Raw genomic sequence first — 19101 nt, forward strand, 5'->3', positions numbered from 1 at the left:
ATGAAAAAAACCGTTTCTTTTATTATACCAACCCATAACTATGGCCATTTAATAGGGTATACACTCGACTGTTTACTAAACCAAAGTTATCTTGAATGGGAAGCGATTATTATCGACGACGGATCAACAGACAATACAGAAGAAATTGTAAAGTCCTTTTTAGACAAAGATGATAGATTGATTTATCTTAAACAAAATCAAAAAGGAGTATCTGCAGCGAGAAATAAAGGATTAAGCCTAGCCAGAGGTTATTACATTCAATTTCTTGATGCCGATGATCTTATCACAGAAGATAAGGTTAAATTACAAATCCAATTTCTTGAAGCAAATAAGGATGTGGACATTTGTATGGTTAGCACAAGATTTTTCCGGAGTAGCGATGAAAATTTATTATATACTGATTTTGCCTTAAAGAATGAAAAGATTATGCCGCTAATCAATGGTGCAGGACATCAAACTATTTCTACTTTTATTGAGTGTAATCCAACTGCCATACAAGGCCCTTTGTTTAGAAAAAAACATATAGACAAGACGGGGACCTTTAATGAGAATATGAGATATGTAGAAGACTGGGATTTTTGGTTTAGATTTGCTATAAACAATTTCAATTTCGGCTTCCTTGATGATAATAAAGCGCTTGCCTTAGTACGCGTTCATGCTGATAGTGCTACTCAACAATCAGATTCCATAATTGTGGCACAGGGTGAGTTCAGGAACTTTGTTAAAGGCTATCTTGAGAGCTCTTCACTTCCAGGCAATGAAAAAAAAGAGCTCAGCTCAAAAAATGAAAAATTACTCATTAATACATTTAAGCTCCTCATGGCCGAGACTGATTTTAAAAAAATAGGAAGCCTGTTTCGATATTATAAAAAAATGAATAATGGCTCTGCATTTCTTCTTGCATTTATAAAATCGATAAATCTAAAGCGAAAAACATTTGTGACTAAATCAAAGCGCCGTAATTAAGTCTATACTATTATAATATATAAATTTCATTGAAATCTATGATTAATAAAGAACCTATTTGGATTGATATCGTCATTTTAAGCTATGCTAAAACAGAAAGCTTAAAGCAAATGACCGAGCAGACAGTTAATTCTTTAATTCATTCGGAGGATCCAAAACATATTCGTTTTAACGTTACGGTTATCGAATCGAACCATGCGATAAAACCCCACCAATATCTCAATACGGAAACACTTTATTCTAATAAAAAATTCGGCTACCACAGATATATGAATATTGGAATAGGCCACTCAAACCATCCTTATATTTGTATATGCAATAACGATCTATTTTTTCATGCAAATTGGTGTTCGGAGATTCTAAAGGCAATGTCCACAGATAATGCAATTCAAAGTGCAAGTTCATGTTGTTCTATTCATCATCCTTCAATCGGACTAAATCCTCATACAGGAAATTATGAGGGATATGAGGTGAGAAGAGAAATTACCGGATGGTGTTTATTTTTCAAAAGAGATATTCTCAAAAAAATCGGCAAACTTGATGAGAAGTTTAAATTCTGGTATGCAGATAATGATTATGCAAATACATTAAAAAAACATGGAATTAAACATGTCTTAGTCACTTCTTCAATTGTTGATCACTTCGAAAGTAAAACATTAAAAACATTTGATCAGGAAGAACAATTAAAAATGACTACAAGAGAGAGATTTTATTATGAGTACAAATGGGAAGGAAGAAGTTATTTATCGTACATAAATAGACTATTCAAATCAAAAAGAGAAATTAAGAAAGTGGTTAAAAAAACTAATGGCCTCTAAAAATAACCTTCAACCAAAAATTCAACAACTTCACATAAAGCTTAAAAGTCATTATTTTAGATTTTCTAGCGTTTACAATGACCATTAGCATTTCCATAGCTGAGAATTTTTCTTTATGCATTCGTATCAATAGGTTTTTAAAGCCTCGTTTCTCTTCAACAGCAATTTTTTCATCTCGCAGGCCTATTAAATTAACAGGCAGTTTGCTGCTCCACTTCTGATGTACTTTCAAAATTTCCTTCAACCAAATCTTGTTAAAATTACCTTCAGAAAAGTGCTCAATAAGGATATCGAAAGTAACGAAAACGCTATATTTTTGCCCTACACCGAGGCAAAAATCCAGATCATAACCATGAAAGGCATTTAAAAGTTTCTCATCGAATTGATAAAAATTGAAGGCTGATTTGGTGCAGCATAACCATACACCATCCAGGCAAACTACCCGCTCTAAGTCTGCTTGACGTGGATTAGAGAACTCTAGTACCCGCTCTTTTTGAGAATATTTGTAATTCTGAATGATATTATAATTTAAAGCTTCACTAGCATCAATATCATAACAATGCCAGCTTGATGGTGTTAATGATTTATAAGTACTTCCAGCAACTCCAACAACACCAGCATTAGTATTTTGTCTAAATATACTCAAAACTTTACTGCCCCAATTTTCAGAATGCATTTTTATATCTTCATGCATAAAACATAAAATATCAAACTTGGATTCTCGGGCAGCAAAATTATAAACTTCACAAATCCCCTTAGATTCTACACGATTATCAACAGCTATAATCTCATATTCGATCCCGATTGTGTCTGATATATTTTTCTTTATATCAGATAAATTAGCTGTGTTGATGGAGCAAATTATAATACTAATCATAAATTAACATTACTTAACATTAATGAAACAACAAAAATATATAAATTAACTATCAAAATCTGTAAAATTGCAGCAAATGACTACATCAAAAATTACTAAAAATTACGACTTTATTGACACAATGAGATTTATAGCGATGATCGGAATTGTGATGGAACATAGTTCTCCTTTCCTTGGCTTAAAACTAATCACATTGCATGACCAAATCATTCAAACTGTTTCTTTACAGTTCATAAAATTTGGAACAATTGTTTTTTTTATACTAGCTGGCTTCCTTATTGGTGATAAATTTAATGAATATACTACCAAACAATATCTTGGGCGCAGACTTCACACAACTTTCAGACCCTGGATTTTTTGGGTAAGTGTTTTAATAGTTTTATTCTATATAGATCAAAGTGTTAGGTATTTTAAAGGATCAGAAGTTTTAGGTTTTAGCCATCCTTTGGAATACATTTTAAATAGGCTTCATTTTATTATTGTTGAGACAAGTTTTTGGTTTATAATAAATTTTATGATCTGTATTTCAATACTGCTGGTATTTAGGAAATATATGTACAACATTGCATTTGGGGCTATCTTGTCTGTTTTATCTTTGTTCTATTCTGTTAATTTATATTTCCATTGGCTACCAACGGGACACACAACAGCATTAGTTGGCTTTGTATTTTATTTGTGGTTAGGCGTTATTTTACACAAGTATTTTGCTGAATTTCAAAACTGGGTTAATAAACAATCATTTTTACTTATATCACTAACACTATTGCTTACTTTTGTTATTTCATGTGTAGAAACAATTAATTTAATACAGTTAGGATCAAATGACTCAGGAAATACCCTTAGGTTTTCAAACATTATTTTTTCTTTAGTATCGTTTGTTTTTCTTTACAAATACTGCAACTTTTCCTTAATAGAAAAATTAAAACCAAGGTCAATGACTTTCGGAATTCATTTACTGCATCACATATTAATAATTATTTTTCTACCAATGATTTTAGGCCCTCTACATATTGTTTATGCAACACAAAGTGTATGGAATTTATTTTTTCTACAGTTTGCGGTTTTTGCCCTTATCTATGCTGCTACTTATGCTCTAGTATATTATATTGGTAAATCTAAAAAATGGAAATGGACTGTGGGACAATGATTTCACTACATTAATAGAAATTAGATTTCATTTAAACGCCCTTTAAACCGATCAAAATGAAAATGCGGCAAATTCCAATATGGAAATTACCGCATTTAAATGTTAACTAACCTTAATTATTGTGGGGGATAAGCATAAAAAGCCACACCTTCATTTGTCCACTCATTCTGTGGATATGGCCGGCCCGGATCTGCCCCTAAGAAATGTGATCTTCCTGATCTGTGATGATAATATCTATATATTGGCACAGTACCTGGTTGTTTTGTCGCATAAGCATAAAATTTAACCCCACCGAAGTGCCAATACGGATCACTTGATATGCTTCCATTACGATCCCAAAGACAATCGTTTGTTGTAGGAGCCCAATACTCATAAACAGGAACTGTACCGGTGGCCTGCACCTTGAAAGCAGAAAAATAAGTTTGCTTATACTGCCAGCTTCCGTCACGTAGATATGGAATATTATCAATATTAAATTCATATCTCCACACATTTAGACCCTGACTATAATAAACTCCAACTGGAGATGGAGTATATTTTTCAGGCACAAGAACCATCTGTCTATCAATAATATATTGTTCAACTGCAGCTTTTACCTGTTGTTTCTTTACTGGATCACTAACTAAATCTTCTAATGACAGTAAACCATCCTGCCCAATATTAATCAAAGCTGCGTTATCTTTAGTACACGAACTTTGCCAATTAGCAATAGTCATTTTAATAGTGCTATTGTCTAATGCTAACTCTCCGATCAAACCTTTACTACCATCGCCTCCAACAGTATTATAATATAATTTCTGATTATAATTTGAACTCGCATCTACACTATTGGTTTTCAAATCTGCAGTTACATTAAAGATTTTTCCGGCACTAATACTTGCACCAGCTGTGGCTGCCTCTTCTCTTTTACTGTTGCTAGTTTGAGCTTCATAATTCATATCTAATCGAGCTCCCAGTTCAATATCAGTTAATACATGTGTTCCATAACGTTTAACCAAATCAGTTGCAGATAATGAGACTAAATCTGCTTTAAATTGATCTGTCAAGTAATTATTTATAAGATTTTCTGTAGTAAAATAGATTCTCATGCTCTTTTGCTTAATCATTTTTCTAATGGTAGCATAAATGTATTTTGAAGAAACGCTATCTTTTTTAGCAAAGGAAGCGTCTAACTCCGTTTTAAATAATTTTGCCACTTTAAGAAAATTTAAATCTAAACTTAGGTGATATTTTTGAGTCAGTTTATTAGAATAGCTTTCCGCATTTTCACCGTATGAATATTGAAAATAATCATTTACATCATCATTTTGCCTAAAGAGGCCAGGATTTTCAGTAATAAACTTCTCAACATTTAATACTGGTATTGTAGATGATTCGGCATTAGCCAATCTTCCAGTTGCATCGTAGCCATATCCTAGAACATGATACTTCGGATGCCCGGTAAAGGCAAAGTTATGGTGATTATTGGTTAATATTTTTTCCTCTGCAACTTCATTCTTCTTGCAACTGCTAAATGCCGCGGTAACCATGCACAGCAGGCAAATAATTTTTAATTTGTAATTGTTTTTCATCAGTATTTATTTGTTATTTTTTCACAAAACTACCGACAAGAAAAATTAATTATGATAAGATCAGGTTATCAATATGATATTTAATAATAAATTGCAATAGAATTAAACAGATAAATTAATAAAATACAGCACACAAAATATCTTGATTTATAATTAAAAGAATTTACGTTAGTTCCCTAAAATAAGTGCTTGTTAAACATCCGAATTTGGAGCTTATGAATAAACAATCTACGGTTTGTTGCTTTTGGTTTAAGAAAGAATAAAAAGTGATGATAACAAAAGAAGCTGTCTCAAAATACAAGAGACAGCTTCTTTTGTTAAATATTAAAATCTGTGATGCTTTTACATTCCAATACACCAATTTGGCATTTTTAATAATGCCATTTTTAACCAACCTAACTTTAGTTTGGAAAAGCATAAAATGCAATACCATCATTCTTCCAATCAGCATTAAAAGGCTTATTATTTGAACTATAATAATGATCGCGACCAACAAGAACGGAACGATTAAATGGTAGTTTTTGAAAGCGCGACTTTATAAATGAATATACAGGTACAGTTCCCGTTACATTTGTTGTATATGCATAAAATAATATCCCATCCTGACTATATCCTCCCCATCCTGGGTTTGGATCAGCCCAAAGTATACGGTCATTTAATTGTCCATTATAATGTTGATAGATAGGAATAGCGTTATCATAAGGAGTTGAATAGGCTTTAAATGGCTGGCCATTTGGATGCCAAGCGTCACTTAGATATTGAAGATGCATATTCGAATTTATGTTATACGCGTGCTTGTCTAAGCTAGGAGTATAAAACTCATAAATTTCCTGAGGAGCTAGCTTTATTTGCTTATCAGCTATATGTTTTTTAATTGCGATTTTAACCTGCTCTTTTTTCACCGGGTCGCTAATAAATTCATAAAGAGGTACAGATTTATTAATATCAATTAATGATGCATTATTAACATTAATACTTTGTTGCCAACTAACAAGATTGATGTTTGTAGAAGTATTTCCTAATGCATCACCGGAAAAACTTGTTCCAGAATTATTACCACCGTAGAATGTACCTCTAAATAATTTCTCTGTCGTCTCATTTGAAATAGTAGTTTTTTCTTCTTTGTTTACATCTGCACTTAGATCAACACTAAATATTTTCGCTATACCAATAGAGAATCCAGCTTTTATTGCGCGAACTTTTCGGTCAAATGTAGTTTCCTTAACGATAGCTCCTTTATAGTCATATCTCAAACGACCTCCTATGTCTATACCTAGCAGCACATGGGTTCCGTATCTTTCAACCAATTGTTCTGGACTGTAACTAGCCAAATTAGCTAGAAATAATGGTGTTAAATAATTTCTTAATAAATCAACAGTAGCATCCCCTGTAAAATCAATAGTTTTTATCCTATACCACGACTCATAAGTTGCATAAGAATACTTACTATTGTAGGTATAGGTATTTTGATTTTCGTTTGTTTTAGAAAAATTTGCCGTACCATAAAGTGAGTCTCCTTTCGAGTCTCCACCTGTTCCAGTACCACCAAAAGTTCTCTTGTTGTTAACATCTTTTATGTAATCATAGGCGTTAGCACCATAATATACTTCATAATCCCCTTTTGAATCTGTGGGTGTAACAATTCTACCAGGATAATCTAAGTTAAATCTATCTATATCAATTATAGATACATCAGAAGCGCTCTCTCTTTCGAATAACTCGCCGGTGACATCATAACCATGCCCCAACAAATCCCACTTGCCGTCACCAGCAATTGCTAAATTTTTATGATTCCCTATAAGTCCTTTCTCTTCTGAAAGTTCATTCTTCTTGCAACTGCTAAATGCTGCTGTAATTACGCACAGCATGCAAAGAATTTTTAATTTGTAATTGTTTTTCATCAGTATTTATTTGTTATTTTTTCACAAAACTACCGACAAGAAAAATTAATTATGACAATGTAGGGTTATCAATATTAATAATTAATTATAAAACAATACAGAATTAAACATACAAACGAAACTATACTAGAATATAAAAAACTAATACTTTAACTTCAATCTATTTTCAATCATCCCAATTGAATCTTTATCAATGAGTGCTAATGGTATTCTATTTAAATTTAGCCTTAAAATACTTGCACTTTTTTTGGGCTGTAATTGTATTTTACCATCAATTGCAGCAACAGCTGCTTTTAAACATGCTTCTTCAGTATCTCCTAATGTTGGGTTGTTTGGCATCGTAACATTCAAATCCGGTTCCATACCATTAAAGTAATCAGACCATCCTTGTGCATTTTTAATGAGGAAACTGCTGAGATAAACCGAATATTGATCGATATTTATCCCAAAGAAACCAACTGGTTTTCCATAAGTCTTTTCACCTATTAACTTCACATTGAAATAAGGTTTCAAACAGCTGATCAATAATTCGCTCGCTGAAGCCGTCTGGCCAGATACTATAATGTACACATCTTGTATTGATTCCAGATTTCCCTTTTTATTGAATTTATATATATTGCCACTTTCTGTATAATCAACATCGGCCAGTGTTGCCAGGCGTCCATTATACGTAACGGTTTTTCCATTCTCGTCCAGGTAGGGCTGATGACGCAGAATTGTTGCCTTACCGCTTTGAAGTATCTGATTAAATTGTTCTGAATACATTACTTTGCCATTTAATGTACTGGGTGCAATTAAATTGGCAACATACTCTGCAGTTTCAACATAGCCGCCTCCATTAGAACGTAAATCTAAAACAAGATATTTAGGTTTATCCGCTGAAATTTCATCAAAAACCTGATCTAATTTAGATTTAGCTGTGCTTAAAGATGGGAATGAACCCAAGGCTACATAAGCAATCACCTTGTCGTCTAAACGAATAAGGCGTTTAGCCAACACAGCTTCTCCGCTGATTGCCCCGGCCCGATTCCCTCCACCAGAAGTCCTTCCTATCTGGAGGTAGGAGTACTTTGGTAAGTTATTGTAAGTTGAAAGTTCAAATGGCTTACCTGTTGCCTGATTAAGTTTAAATTGGGAAATATCGAAAAGTTCATTTCTAAATGCGCTTATTTCAGATTGGGCATTTCCGTATTTTTCTCTTGGTTTAAAAGTGCTGTAACCAGGTAACACATCATTCCATAAATAAACCTGTTTTGCATATAAAAAAATAGAATCAAGCGTAAATTCTGTTCTTGTACCCGTAGTTGGCGAAACAATTTCCTCCTTATCTATCTCGATCTGCTTATCTTTTTTACAGCTAGTGCAAGCCACTATTAGAAATAAAAAGAGAATCCCTTTTATGAACTTATAATCATACGTACAACCTGTATTATAGATTTTCAATTTTTTAAAGCTAAAGTTTAATTAAATACAATAATCCTTTTGATTATTATTTGTTTTTCGACAATTTAAAACCTACACAAATAAACCGATTTTATTTGCTATTTTTGACAATTCCTTATTATCATTATTTACATTATTAATATACAACAGGTAAATAATAAAAATACATAGCCGTTAACGTTTTTTAGTATGTTAGATATAGGGGTTACCTTAAGAAGGTACAGAGATAAGTATAGCTATACACAGCAATACGCCGCTGATGTAATCGGAATAAGCAGGGTTGCTTACCGAAAGTGGGAAAACAATGAAGTAGATTTTTCACTCTCGCAACTGGGCAAAATTGCTGAACTTTACGAAATTTCCATTCAGGACATCATCATTCAATCAGCCTTTAAGCAAGCCAAGATAATTTCCCAAAAACAAAAAGAGCATCCGTATTTTTGATGTATCATTTGATATCATCTTCTGATCAGCAAGCTATAACCGAATCGCTTCTATTGAATCATCTCTGGTAATTAATTTACAAACACATTCCAGATTGAAATCAGGATAAGCCTCTACAAATTTTTTATACTTATTAGGTTTAAACTGCACATCATGATATTTAACCTCGTAAGCCAGGCCCTGTTTTAATTGTTCTTCTACCACAAAATCTACTTCATTACCATCCGCAGTGCGCCAGAAATGTAAACTATCAGAATCATGCAACTGCCTTAACCTGCAGTAAACATAATTCTCGAGCAATTCGCCTTTATCTGCTCTATCGTTTAACTTCGTAAAATTATTTAACAAAACATTGCGCAAGCCATTATCATTAAAATAAATCTTTGGCATTTTGGTTAATTCTTTTCGCACATTACCATAAAAGGGAGAAAGCAATTGTACGATAAAAGTTTTCTGCATTAAATAAATGTAGTTTTCTACCGTAGAACTGGCCATTTGCAAGGTATTTCCCAGCTCATGATTATTCACCAGATTGCCTGTTTGATCGGCTAATAACCTGGCCAATTGAAAAAACTTAAGTTCTTCCTTAATACCCGCTTCTAAGGCATCTTTCTTCATATAACTGTTTACAAGCTCTTTAAGCATTTCCTGCTTTTCCTGTTCCGTATCTGCTAAAACAACAGCAGGATAACCACCGTAAACCAAATATTCATCGAACAGCGCATTTATACGCTTAAGCTGGAGCCCCTGGTAAGTAACTCTTTTTTTCATTTGCTCCCACTCAGCGATTAAATCATCCTCACCTTTAAAGTGCAAAAATTCATCAAATGCCAAAGGAAAAAATTCGAACACCTTTTTTCTTCCCGCCAAACTATCTTTAAAACTCTTATCAATGTAAAACGCACTACTACCTGTAGCGATGATTTTTAATTTTGGGGAATACTTATCGTATAAAAGTTTTAAAAAATTACTGGGGTCTTTTGCATACTGAACTTCATCGATAATAACATATAACCGCTTATCTGCAGGAAGATCGGCCGGCAACAAGGTATAATTGAATATATTTTCAGGATGATGATTTACGGCCTCTAAAATGACAGGATCTTCGAAGGTTAAAAAATACACTAGCTCGTTATCCATTTGCAATTGCTCTGCCAACTGCTTAACAAGTGTGGTTTTGCCGATCTGCCTTGGCCCTATAATGATGGTGTGCTGAGGTTTATTAAGGTGATTTTTTAGCGATTTTAATGCAGTTGATCTTTCCATATCGATAATTGAAATACAAATATCGATATTTTTAAGATACAAACTCAATATTATCCGATAATTTTAAGATACAAACTCAATATTATCCGATAATTTTAAGGCAACTATTATGCGCCAACAAAAAAAGTGACCCTTTTGAGGCCACTTTAAATCATATTTCTTAAAAGCAATTAGAGCTTTCTTGCTACTTCAACTTGTTCGTAAGCTTCTACGATATCGCCAACTTCGATGTTATTAAAGTTCTGGATGTTTAAACCACACTCGTAACCTTTATTCACCTCTTTCACATCATCTTTAAAGCGTTTTAAAGATGCCAGTTCACCTGTGTACACTACAACACCATCTCTAACGATACGGATTTTGCTGTTACGGGTAATTTTACCATCCAATACCATACAACCTGCAATGGTACCCACCTTAGTGATTTTGAAAGTCTCACGAATCTCAACGTTAGCCACAATTTTCTCTTCAAATTCCGGATCCAACATACCTTCCATCGCTGATTTAATCTCGTTGATTGCATCGTAGATAATAGAATATAAACGGATATCAATTTGCTCAGCTTCTGCAAGTTTACGTGCACCTGTTGATGGACGAACCTGGAAACCAATAATGATCGCATCAGAAGCAGAAGCTAACAATACATCAGACTCTGAAATCTGACCAACACCTTTACTGATGATATTGATCTGGATCTGCTCAGTTGATAGTTTCAACAATGAATCGGCTAAAGCCTCAATTGAACCATCCACATCACCTTTAACAATGATGTTAAGCTCTTTAAAGTTACCAATTGCCAAACGACGACCGATCTCATCCAAGGTAATGTGTTTCTGTGTACGTAATCCCTGCTCACGTTGTAACTGCATCCGTTTGTTTGCAATATCACGTGCTTCGGTTTCACTTTCTAAAGCATTAAACCTGTCACCTGCTGTAGGTGCACCCTGCATACCCAAAACCTGTACCGGTTGTGATGGACCTGCTGAATCTACTTTAGCACCACGCTCGTTGGTTAATGCTTTTACACGTCCGCTGTAACTACCTGCTAAGATTGGATCTCCAACTCTTAACGTACCAGCCTGAACCAATACCGTAGTTACAATACCACGTCCTTTATCTAATGCCGACTCAATTACAGTACCTGTAGCCCTCTTATTCGGATTTGCTTTCAGTTCTAATAATTCAGCTTCTAACAATACTTTATCTAAAAGTAAATCAACATTTAAGCCGCTTTTACTTGAGATTTCCTGTGACTGGTATTTACCACCCCAATCTTCAACCAGGATATTCATTACCGATAACTGCTCACGTACTTTATCTGCATTTGCACCTGGTTTATCTACTTTAGTGAAAGCAAATACCAATGGTACACCTGCTGCCTGTGCGTGATTAATCGCCTCTTTTGTTTGAGGCATCACTGCATCATCTGCAGCAATAACAATAATGGCAATATCAGCTGCCTTAGCACCACGTGCACGCATCGCTGTAAAGGCTTCGTGACCTGGAGTATCTAAGAAAGTTACTTTTTTACCGGTTGGCGTAGTTACCATATAAGCACCAATGTGCTGGGTAATACCACCTGCCTCACCAGCAACCACATTTGCTTTACGGATATAATCCAGCAATGAGGTTTTACCGTGATCGACGTGCCCCATAATCGTAACAACCGGAGCTCTTTCGATTAAATCTTCTTCTTTATCTTCCTCTTCAATTACGTTCTCTTCATCTTCATCTGGTTTTACGAATTGAATTTCGTAACCAAACTCATCTGCCACAATGGTTAAAGTTTCAGCATCTAACCGCTGGTTAATGGAAACGAACATCCCAAGGCTCATACAAGTACCAATAATTTTGGTAACCGGTACATCCATCATGCTCGCTAACTCATTAGCCGTAACAAATTCTGTTACTTTTAATATTTTCGATTGCGATTCAAGTTCGTTTGCGGCCTCTTCTGCATTATAAGCCACATCATCACGTTTCTGACGACGTAATTTAGCACGTTGTGCAAATTTACCCGATTTACCCGCACCACTTAAACGGGCAAGTGTTGCTTTGATCTGATCTTGAATTTCTTTCTCAGTAGGTTCTTCTTTAGGTCCGCTTGGTGTAGCATTTCTATTTTGGAAACCTGGTCTGTTATTGTTGTTATTTCTATTTCCCTGATAAGGAGTTCCGCCTTGTCCGGCTGGTCTGTTACCCTGGTATGGTGTACCGCCACCTGGTCTGTTACCCTGGTATGGTGTACGAGGTTGGCCTGGTGCGCCACCTTGGCCTTGGCCCTGACCTGCAGGGTTATTTTGTCCTTGCTGCCCCTGACCACCGTGTTGACCTGGCTGGCCCGGTGCTCCCGGAGTTTTTTTGCGTTTACGCTTACGTTTAGCGGCTTCACTATCGCTAGATGATGCTACCGGACCGTTTCTTCTATCCGGAGTTGTTGGTAAAACAATTTTACCAATAATATTCGGACCAGTTAATTTAACGCTACGTGCTTTCATTACTTCAGGCTCGTTGCTTACCGGTTTTGCTTCAGCTGGTTTTTCTTCCACTTTAGGTTGTTCAACTGGTTTTACAGGCTCCGGTGCTTTGGCAACTGGAGGTTCTACAACTGGTGCTGGTGCAGCAGAAGCTTCTTCCTTTTTAACCTCAACCGGTTTTGCTTCCACTTTAGGTTGTTCCACTGGTTTCACAGGTTCTGGTGCTTTAACCACTGGAGGTTCTACAACAGGCGCTGGTGCAGCAGGCGTTTCTTCTTTCTTAGCCGGGCGTGTTTTAGGATTAAGATCATTTAAATCGATCTTTCCTACAATTTTAACGCCTGGTAATCCGGTTTCCTCTGCTTTTTCTTCTGCCTTAGTTTCTTTTACTGGCTCTACTGCTGCCGCAGGTGCTGGTGTTGGCGCTTCTGCCTTAGGTGTTTCTACAACCTTTGGTTTTTCTACCGGAGGGGTAAATGATTGAGTATTTTTAATTAAAATCTCTTCATTTTTCTCAAAATCGGTATTTTTCTTCGGCGCTTCTACTGGCTTTTCAGTCTCAGGCTCGTCACGACGTATTTTACCAATCACTATTTGTTTGGCTTCTTCTCTTACGATCTTATCTCCCTGATACTCTTTCAACAAGGCATTATACATGTCTCCCGTAAGTTTAAACATAGGGCTTTTCTCGGCAGAGAATCCCTTTTTGTTTAAAAACTCAACGGCCGTACCCATGCCTATATTAAGTTCTTTAATAGCTTTAATTAAAATGATTGGTTTGTCGTCTGACATTTAGCTCCTGTTATTGTTTTTTATTTAATACAAAAGTAGTGTTTATTTGGCAATTACACCACTTATTCAAATTCTGACTTCAAAATTTGAACCACTTCTTTAATGGTTTCCTCTTCAAGGTCGGTGCGTTTCACTAAATCTTCTACTGTAAGTGCTAATACACTCTTAGCAGTATCGCAACCGATAGCCTTTAATTCATCAATGATCCAGCTATCAATCTCATCTGAGAATTCTTCTAAATCAACATCCTCATCGCTCTCTTCTCCAGCTTCACGGTACACATCAATTTCATAACCGGTTAATTTACCAGCCAGTTTAATATTATGTCCGCCACGTCCGATTGCCAATGAAACCTGATCTGGTTTTAAGTAAACCGATGCATGTTTGGTTTCATCATCCAATTTAATAGAGGTGATTTTTGCCGGGCTTAAAGCACGAGTAATGTATAATGAAATATTATTTGTGAAATTAATCACATCAATGTTTTCGTTTTTCAATTCGCGAACGATACCGTGGATACGTGATCCTTTCATACCTACACACGCCCCAACCGGATCGATACGGTCATCATACGATTCAACAGCAACTTTAGCACGTTCTCCTGGCTCACGAACAATTTTCTTAATGGTAATTAAACCATCGAAAATTTCCGGAACTTCCTGTTCGAACAGGCGTTGTAAAAATTCTGGTGCTGTTCTTGAAATGATAATTTTCGGATTGGCGTTGATCATTTCCACTTTAGAGATTACTGCTCTCACAGAATCACCTTTTTTGAAATAATCAGCCGGAATCTGCTCTGTTTTAGGCATTAAAAGCTCGTTACCTTCATCATCTAAAACCAAAGTTTCTTTCTTCCAAACCTGATAAACCTCACCTGTTACAATTTCGCCTACCCTGTCTTTATATTTTTTAAAGATTTCGTCTTTCTCTAATTCCAACACTTTAGAAACCAAGGTTTGGCGTGCTGCTAAAATTGCCCTGCGACCAAAGCTCTCTAAAGTAATCTGTTCGATATAATCATCTCCCACTTCTAAAGTACTGTCTAATTTAGAAACTTCAGCAAGTTCGATTTCTAAATCATCATCTTCAGAAAATCCATCTTCCATTACTTTTCTCGTTCTCCAGATCTCCAAATCACCGTTATCCGGATTTACGATAACGTCACAGTTTTCGTCTGTTCCGTATTTTTTACGTAACATGCTACGAAAAACTTCTTCCAGCACACTGATCACCGTTGGGCGATCTATATTTTTGAAATCTTTAAACTCCTGAAAAGAGTCGATCAAATTAATTGTTGTAGTACTCATTTTTTTAATTATGATTAAATCGATTGTTAAGATTACACAGATTATCCTATGCAACAAGCCAATCCTACTATTTAAAACTTACTAAAACTGTTGTTTCTAATATATCATTAAACGGAACATCTGTTTGAATTGCTACCGCCTTTTTCCCTTTTTCTTTAACCGACTCTTCAATCTGCAGGTTATTTTCTGTAACCGCTAATAGCTTTCCTTCTTTTTTTAATCCTTCTTTAAGCTTAATGCTTACCGTACGACCAATATTTTTATTGTACTGACGGATGAGTTTTAAAGGCTCGCCAACACCTGGCGAAGAAACTTCTAAATTATAAGCCTGTTCTATTGCGTTTTCTTCTTCGAGATGAAAACCAACATGCCTGCTTATGGCCACACAATCCTGTATGCTAATCCCTTCGTCGCCATCAACATGAATAATTAGTTTATTATTTGGCAACATTTTTACTTCAACCAAAAACAGTTCTGGCCGATCTGCTATTTTTTCCTCTACGAGGGCTGCAACTCTCTTTTCTACCTGCATATTTTAACCTGATTTCATAGAAAAAGGGGACACTGTCCCCTTCTCTTTTCTTCGATTACGATGCAAATGTAGTAATTTTTTACAAAAAATCAAACACCTGCACTAATTATTATGCTGATTATTACCGTTTAAGTGTTTGTCGCTGTGCTTTTAGATTCTGTTTACCTTTCCCCATCATCAGATCGCCAGCGGTTGCAAATTTCACCCCAATATAACTTTCCACCAGATATTCTTTACCCTTAATAAAAGGCTGATTGGGACTGAATACCAGCGAATCGCCTAGTACCTTGATCTTGCCGGGCACTTCCAGCTCATCCTGAATACTATCCAGTTCTCCGGGTTTTATCAGAACCGAAATCACATTAAGTGTATCTGCATTAGCTTTATAGGCATTTTTAACCTGTAAGAGGCTCGCCTCATCAATATTTTTAATTACTATTGATGCACTATCGCCAGCAAACTTAATTACCGGTTTATTGTTTGTATTCGAACATGAAAGTGCAAACATGGAAACAACAATTAAAACCGTGTATTTTAAAAAGCATTTAAACATTTACAAAAATAACAATTATGAGATTTATTATTGAAATCCTTTTAACAGGACTGGCATTTTTTGTCGGTGCAAAACTGGTGCCAGGGGTAAGTATTGATGGCTTTGGAAATGCCATTATCGCCTCGGTACTGATTGCTCTTGCAAATGCAACCATCGGATTCATCCTTAGGTTATTAACTTTTCCAATCAATTTCTTAACCTTAGGGTTGGTATCATTTATCATCACCGTTTTAATGATTTTACTGGTTGATAACATGATGACCTCTTTTAACACTTCAGGTTTTATTGCTGCAGCATTTTTAGCGATTGTAGTCGCTTTGATTAAGGCGATATTTAGTGCTGTTGCCGGAGAGAAGGATTAGGTTAGGAGTTTTGAGTTGAGAGTTTGGACAAGTGACTCCAAGCTCCCAACTCCAGGCTCGAAACTACCGAATAACTTCTCTAGATATCACCATTTTCTGGATCTCAGAAGTTCCTTCGTAAATCTGGGTAATTTTAGCATCACGCATTAACCGCTCTACATGGTATTCTTTAACGAACCCGTACCCACCATGAACCTGTACGGCTTCAATGGTTACATCCATAGCAACTTTCGAAGCAAACAACTTGGCCATAGAACCAGCCTGAGTATAAGGCAATCCCTGATCCTTTAGCCAGGCAGCCTTATAAACCAACAACCTGGCAGCTTCGATCTGGGTGGCCATATCTGCCAGTTTAAAAGCAATAGCCTGATGCTCAGAAATGGGTTTCCCAAACGATTTACGTTCTTTGGCATACTGTGTAGCTAACTCGAAAGCACCTTGTGCAATGCCTAAAGCCTGTGCCGCAATACCAATCCTGCCCCCTTCTAATGTTTTCATGGCAAATTTGAAACCAAAGCCATCTTCGCCTATTCTATTTTCTTTTGGCACTTTAACATCATTAAACATCAGCGAATGCGTATCGGAACCACGGATACCCAATTTATTTTCTTTTGGCCCAACGGTAAAACCCTCCATTCCTTTTTCTACAATAAAAGCGTTTATGCCTTTATGCCTTAATTCAGGATGAGTTTGTGCAATAACCAGGTAAGTTGATGCGGTACTTCCATTGGTGATCCAGTTTTTTGTACCATTCAATAGATAATAATCGCCTTTATCTTCTGCTGTTGTGCGTTGTGAGGTCGCATCAGACCCCGCTTCGGGCTCCGACAAACAAAAAGCACCTATTTTTTCCCCTGCAGCCAGTGGCTTTAAATATTTTTCCTTTTGGGCCTCACTCCCATAAGCCTCTAATCCATAACAAACCAAAGAGTTATTTACCGAAACCACTACTGAGGCAGAGGCATCGATTTTAGATAACTCTTCCATTACCAGCACATAAGAAATGGCATCGAGTCCGCTTCCATTATATTTTTCGCTCACCATCATCCCCAAAAAACCAAGTTCTCCAAGTTTTTTTACCTGCTCGGCCGGAAACTTCTGATGTTCGTCTCTCTCGATTACCCCAGGCTTTAACTCTTGCTGCGCGAAATCGCGGGCAGCCTGCTGAATCATTATTTGCTCTTCACTTAATTCAAAATGCATAACATTTATGTATAAAAGGTTAGTAAATCAAATGTAGCATTTCTGATCGAAATTACTATGGCTGCATAGTAATTTATTTTCGTTTTATTTTTCCTTGCGGCAAAAACTTTGCTTAGGCTTTGGTTTGCTAACCAAAAATAGTTGTACAATTCAGGCCACCTAAACCCGGCAGTAGTGGCAGCTCCAGATCCTTCATCTGGACTATAACGGATGACGGGACAGGAATCGACCTATAAGTTACTTCCCTGCTTTCCTAAACAAATATTTAATTGTTATTTTTTTTGGAAAGCAAGAGCAGCAATACTTCGGTTTGGATAGCCCTGCCCTTTGCTTAATCCAGATGGAAGGATCTGGATAACGCTGCCGGTCAGGTTTATTTAACTAAAGATAGTGTGCTAGGTGCTATGGACAACCAAAAAGATATAGCGTATAGCGTGTTAAAACGCCTCAGAAAAAGAATTATTTGATTTCTTTTTTAGTCAAAATCAAGAACAAACTTAAACTCCCTAAAACCAGAATCAATAAAACCTGAGAAGAGTGAATGATTGTTGAGTAAGCTAAGCCATCATTAAAAGATATGCCATATAACACCAATGATTGGGCAACCATCCAATGAAAAACACCAATACCCCCCTGAACAGGGGCTGCCATTGCAAAACCTGAGAAAACAATTGCGGTAAATGCAGCATTAAAATGCAATCCGGAAGTAGCTTGTATAGAAGAAAAAGCGAAATACATGGAAAGCGAGTAGAAAAGCCAAATCCCTAGTGTATAAGTTAAAAATAATCTTTTTTGTTTTAACTTGCTATACGAGCCAAATCCCTGGCGCAGACTTACAAAAATGCGTAAGAATTTTTTACTGAATTTTTGACGGAGAAAATATATTGCAACAGCAATGAGCAGCAGTATAAGAACACCTGCGCCAACTAACCATAAATAATTAATAGCACTTAATTTTTTAATGAGATTGAGATATATGATTTGATAAAGAAAATCTGCTACAATATCATACTGAAAAATAAGCATCGCCAAACTGGTAAGAAAAAGTACCAGTACATCAAATAACCGTTCGGTAATTACCGTACCTATGGAAGCAAACATGGGTACCTTTTCTGCTTTATGTATAACGGAACAGCGACCAATCTCTCCGAAACGTGGCAAAGCAAGATTGGCCAGATAGCCGATCATTACCGCGTGGTAAGCATTCCAGAAACTTACCTGGTAATGGATAGACTGATAGAGCATCTGCCAGCGCAAAGCCCGTAACACATGCGCAATTAAAACAGCAATGGCAGAAATTACCACCCAAAAGTAATTGGCTGTTTTAATTTCCTGCCAAATCTTTTCTAAATCCTGACCTCTAAAAGCTAAATATAGCACCCCTATCCCGATTAAAAACAGGATGATGTACTTTAGCGCTGTTTTGAGATCGAATATCACAA

At 36.0% G+C, this 19101-nt stretch carries 16 protein-coding genes; 5 read left to right on the forward strand and 11 right to left on the reverse strand.

Going from position 1 to position 19101, the window contains the following annotated elements; translation table 11 throughout:
- Nucleotides 1-966 (forward strand): glycosyltransferase family 2 protein, encoded by a 966-nt coding sequence (locus tag BCL90_RS13245; protein ID WP_121284424.1) that lies wholly within the window; start codon nucleotides 1-3, stop codon nucleotides 964-966.
- Between the two features lie 38 nt (nucleotides 967-1004).
- The gene (locus BCL90_RS13250) at nucleotides 1005-1784 is read left to right on the forward strand and encodes a glycosyltransferase family 2 protein (RefSeq protein WP_121284425.1); all 780 of its coding nucleotides are present in this window, start codon (nucleotides 1005-1007) and stop codon (nucleotides 1782-1784) included.
- Here the strand turns inward: BCL90_RS13250 and BCL90_RS13255 are convergent.
- Nucleotides 1771-2661, reverse strand: coding sequence for a glycosyltransferase (locus tag BCL90_RS13255; RefSeq protein WP_121284426.1), 891 nt, complete (start codon nucleotides 2659-2661; stop codon nucleotides 1771-1773). The two genes, BCL90_RS13250 and BCL90_RS13255, sit on opposite strands and share 14 nt — an antisense overlap.
- A gap of 76 nt (nucleotides 2662-2737) precedes the next feature.
- On the opposite strand from BCL90_RS13255, the gene BCL90_RS13260 reads away from it, so the two are divergent.
- A complete protein-coding gene (locus BCL90_RS13260; RefSeq protein ID WP_121284427.1) occupies nucleotides 2738-3808 on the forward strand; it encodes an acyltransferase family protein in 1071 nt (356 codons plus the stop codon).
- A gap of 116 nt (nucleotides 3809-3924) precedes the next feature.
- On the opposite strand, the gene BCL90_RS13265 is transcribed toward BCL90_RS13260, so the two are convergent.
- From BCL90_RS13265 to BCL90_RS13280, 3 genes are all read right to left on the reverse strand, one after another.
- A complete protein-coding gene (locus tag BCL90_RS13265; RefSeq protein ID WP_121284428.1) occupies nucleotides 3925-5379 on the reverse strand; it encodes an MAC/perforin domain-containing protein in 1455 nt (484 codons plus the stop codon).
- Nucleotides 5380-5780: 401 nt separating this feature from the next.
- On the reverse strand, nucleotides 5781-7280 hold the full coding sequence (locus BCL90_RS13275) for an MAC/perforin domain-containing protein (RefSeq protein WP_121284430.1): 1500 nt from the start codon (nucleotides 7278-7280) through the stop codon (nucleotides 5781-5783).
- A gap of 141 nt (nucleotides 7281-7421) precedes the next feature.
- Nucleotides 7422-8723: a S41 family peptidase gene (locus BCL90_RS13280; RefSeq protein WP_121284431.1), complete on the reverse strand. Its 1302-nt coding sequence runs from the start codon at nucleotides 8721-8723 to the stop codon at nucleotides 7422-7424.
- 189 nt (nucleotides 8724-8912) lie between these two features.
- Between BCL90_RS13280 and BCL90_RS13285 the strand changes: the two genes are divergently transcribed.
- Complete coding sequence (locus tag BCL90_RS13285; RefSeq protein WP_121284432.1) at nucleotides 8913-9167, forward strand: helix-turn-helix transcriptional regulator; 255 nt, start codon at nucleotides 8913-8915, stop codon at nucleotides 9165-9167.
- A gap of 33 nt (nucleotides 9168-9200) precedes the next feature.
- Here BCL90_RS13285 and BCL90_RS13290 read toward each other — a convergent pair whose 3' ends face one another.
- The 5 genes from BCL90_RS13290 to BCL90_RS13310 form a co-directional block, all read right to left on the reverse strand.
- On the reverse strand, nucleotides 9201-10433 hold the full coding sequence (locus tag BCL90_RS13290; protein ID WP_121284433.1) for an ATP-binding protein: 1233 nt from the start codon (nucleotides 10431-10433) through the stop codon (nucleotides 9201-9203).
- Between the two features lie 170 nt (nucleotides 10434-10603).
- Nucleotides 10604-13702, reverse strand: coding sequence for a translation initiation factor IF-2 (gene infB / locus BCL90_RS13295; protein ID WP_121284434.1), 3099 nt, complete (start codon nucleotides 13700-13702; stop codon nucleotides 10604-10606).
- 62 nt (nucleotides 13703-13764) lie between these two features.
- Nucleotides 13765-15009, reverse strand: a complete 1245-nt coding sequence (gene nusA, locus BCL90_RS13300) for a transcription termination factor NusA (RefSeq protein ID WP_121284435.1) — start codon at nucleotides 15007-15009, stop codon at nucleotides 13765-13767.
- Nucleotides 15010-15076: 67 nt separating this feature from the next.
- Entirely contained in the window at nucleotides 15077-15541 is a 465-nt protein-coding gene (gene rimP / locus BCL90_RS13305; protein ID WP_121284436.1) for a ribosome assembly cofactor RimP, read from the reverse strand.
- A gap of 121 nt (nucleotides 15542-15662) precedes the next feature.
- Nucleotides 15663-16049 (reverse strand): hypothetical protein, encoded by a 387-nt coding sequence (locus tag BCL90_RS13310; RefSeq protein ID WP_134380385.1) that lies wholly within the window; start codon nucleotides 16047-16049, stop codon nucleotides 15663-15665.
- Between the two features lie 62 nt (nucleotides 16050-16111).
- Between BCL90_RS13310 and BCL90_RS13315 the strand changes: the two genes are divergently transcribed.
- The gene (locus tag BCL90_RS13315) at nucleotides 16112-16456 is read left to right on the forward strand and encodes a phage holin family protein (protein ID WP_121284438.1); all 345 of its coding nucleotides are present in this window, start codon (nucleotides 16112-16114) and stop codon (nucleotides 16454-16456) included.
- 63 nt (nucleotides 16457-16519) lie between these two features.
- Here BCL90_RS13315 and BCL90_RS13320 read toward each other — a convergent pair whose 3' ends face one another.
- Nucleotides 16520-17659: an acyl-CoA dehydrogenase gene (locus BCL90_RS13320; protein ID WP_121284439.1), complete on the reverse strand. Its 1140-nt coding sequence runs from the start codon at nucleotides 17657-17659 to the stop codon at nucleotides 16520-16522.
- A gap of 459 nt (nucleotides 17660-18118) precedes the next feature.
- The gene (locus tag BCL90_RS13325; RefSeq protein ID WP_121284440.1) at nucleotides 18119-19099 is read right to left on the reverse strand and encodes a lysylphosphatidylglycerol synthase transmembrane domain-containing protein; all 981 of its coding nucleotides are present in this window, start codon (nucleotides 19097-19099) and stop codon (nucleotides 18119-18121) included.
- Between the last annotated feature and the right edge of the window lie 2 nt (nucleotides 19100-19101).

The sequence above is a fragment of the Pedobacter alluvionis genome, from assembly GCF_003664035.1.
Classification (GTDB): Bacteria; Bacteroidota; Bacteroidia; order Sphingobacteriales; family Sphingobacteriaceae; genus Pedobacter; species Pedobacter alluvionis.

Bases quoted from the DNA above. Each gene is read 5' to 3' on its own strand.
- BCL90_RS13245 (WP_121284424.1), top strand. From the start codon at position 1: ATGAAAAAAACCGTTTCTTTTATTATACCAACCCATAACTATGGCCAT.
- BCL90_RS13250 (WP_121284425.1), top strand. From the start codon at position 1,005: ATGATTAATAAAGAACCTATTTGGATTGATATCGTCATTTTAAGCTAT.
- BCL90_RS13255 (WP_121284426.1), bottom strand. From the start codon at position 2,661: ATGATTAGTATTATAATTTGCTCCATCAACACAGCTAATTTATCTGAT.
- BCL90_RS13260 (WP_121284427.1), top strand. From the start codon at position 2,738: ATGACTACATCAAAAATTACTAAAAATTACGACTTTATTGACACAATG.
- BCL90_RS13265 (WP_121284428.1), bottom strand. From the start codon at position 5,379: ATGAAAAACAATTACAAATTAAAAATTATTTGCCTGCTGTGCATGGTT.
- BCL90_RS13275 (WP_121284430.1), bottom strand. From the start codon at position 7,280: ATGAAAAACAATTACAAATTAAAAATTCTTTGCATGCTGTGCGTAATT.
- BCL90_RS13285 (WP_121284432.1), top strand. From the start codon at position 8,913: ATGTTAGATATAGGGGTTACCTTAAGAAGGTACAGAGATAAGTATAGC.
- BCL90_RS13290 (WP_121284433.1), bottom strand. From the start codon at position 10,433: ATGGAAAGATCAACTGCATTAAAATCGCTAAAAAATCACCTTAATAAA.
- infB (WP_121284434.1), bottom strand. From the start codon at position 13,702: ATGTCAGACGACAAACCAATCATTTTAATTAAAGCTATTAAAGAACTT.
- nusA (WP_121284435.1), bottom strand. From the start codon at position 15,009: ATGAGTACTACAACAATTAATTTGATCGACTCTTTTCAGGAGTTTAAA.
- rimP (WP_121284436.1), bottom strand. From the start codon at position 15,541: ATGCAGGTAGAAAAGAGAGTTGCAGCCCTCGTAGAGGAAAAAATAGCA.
- BCL90_RS13310 (WP_134380385.1), bottom strand. From the start codon at position 16,049: ATGTTTGCACTTTCATGTTCGAATACAAACAATAAACCGGTAATTAAG.
- BCL90_RS13315 (WP_121284438.1), top strand. From the start codon at position 16,112: ATGAGATTTATTATTGAAATCCTTTTAACAGGACTGGCATTTTTTGTC.
- BCL90_RS13320 (WP_121284439.1), bottom strand. From the start codon at position 17,659: ATGCATTTTGAATTAAGTGAAGAGCAAATAATGATTCAGCAGGCTGCC.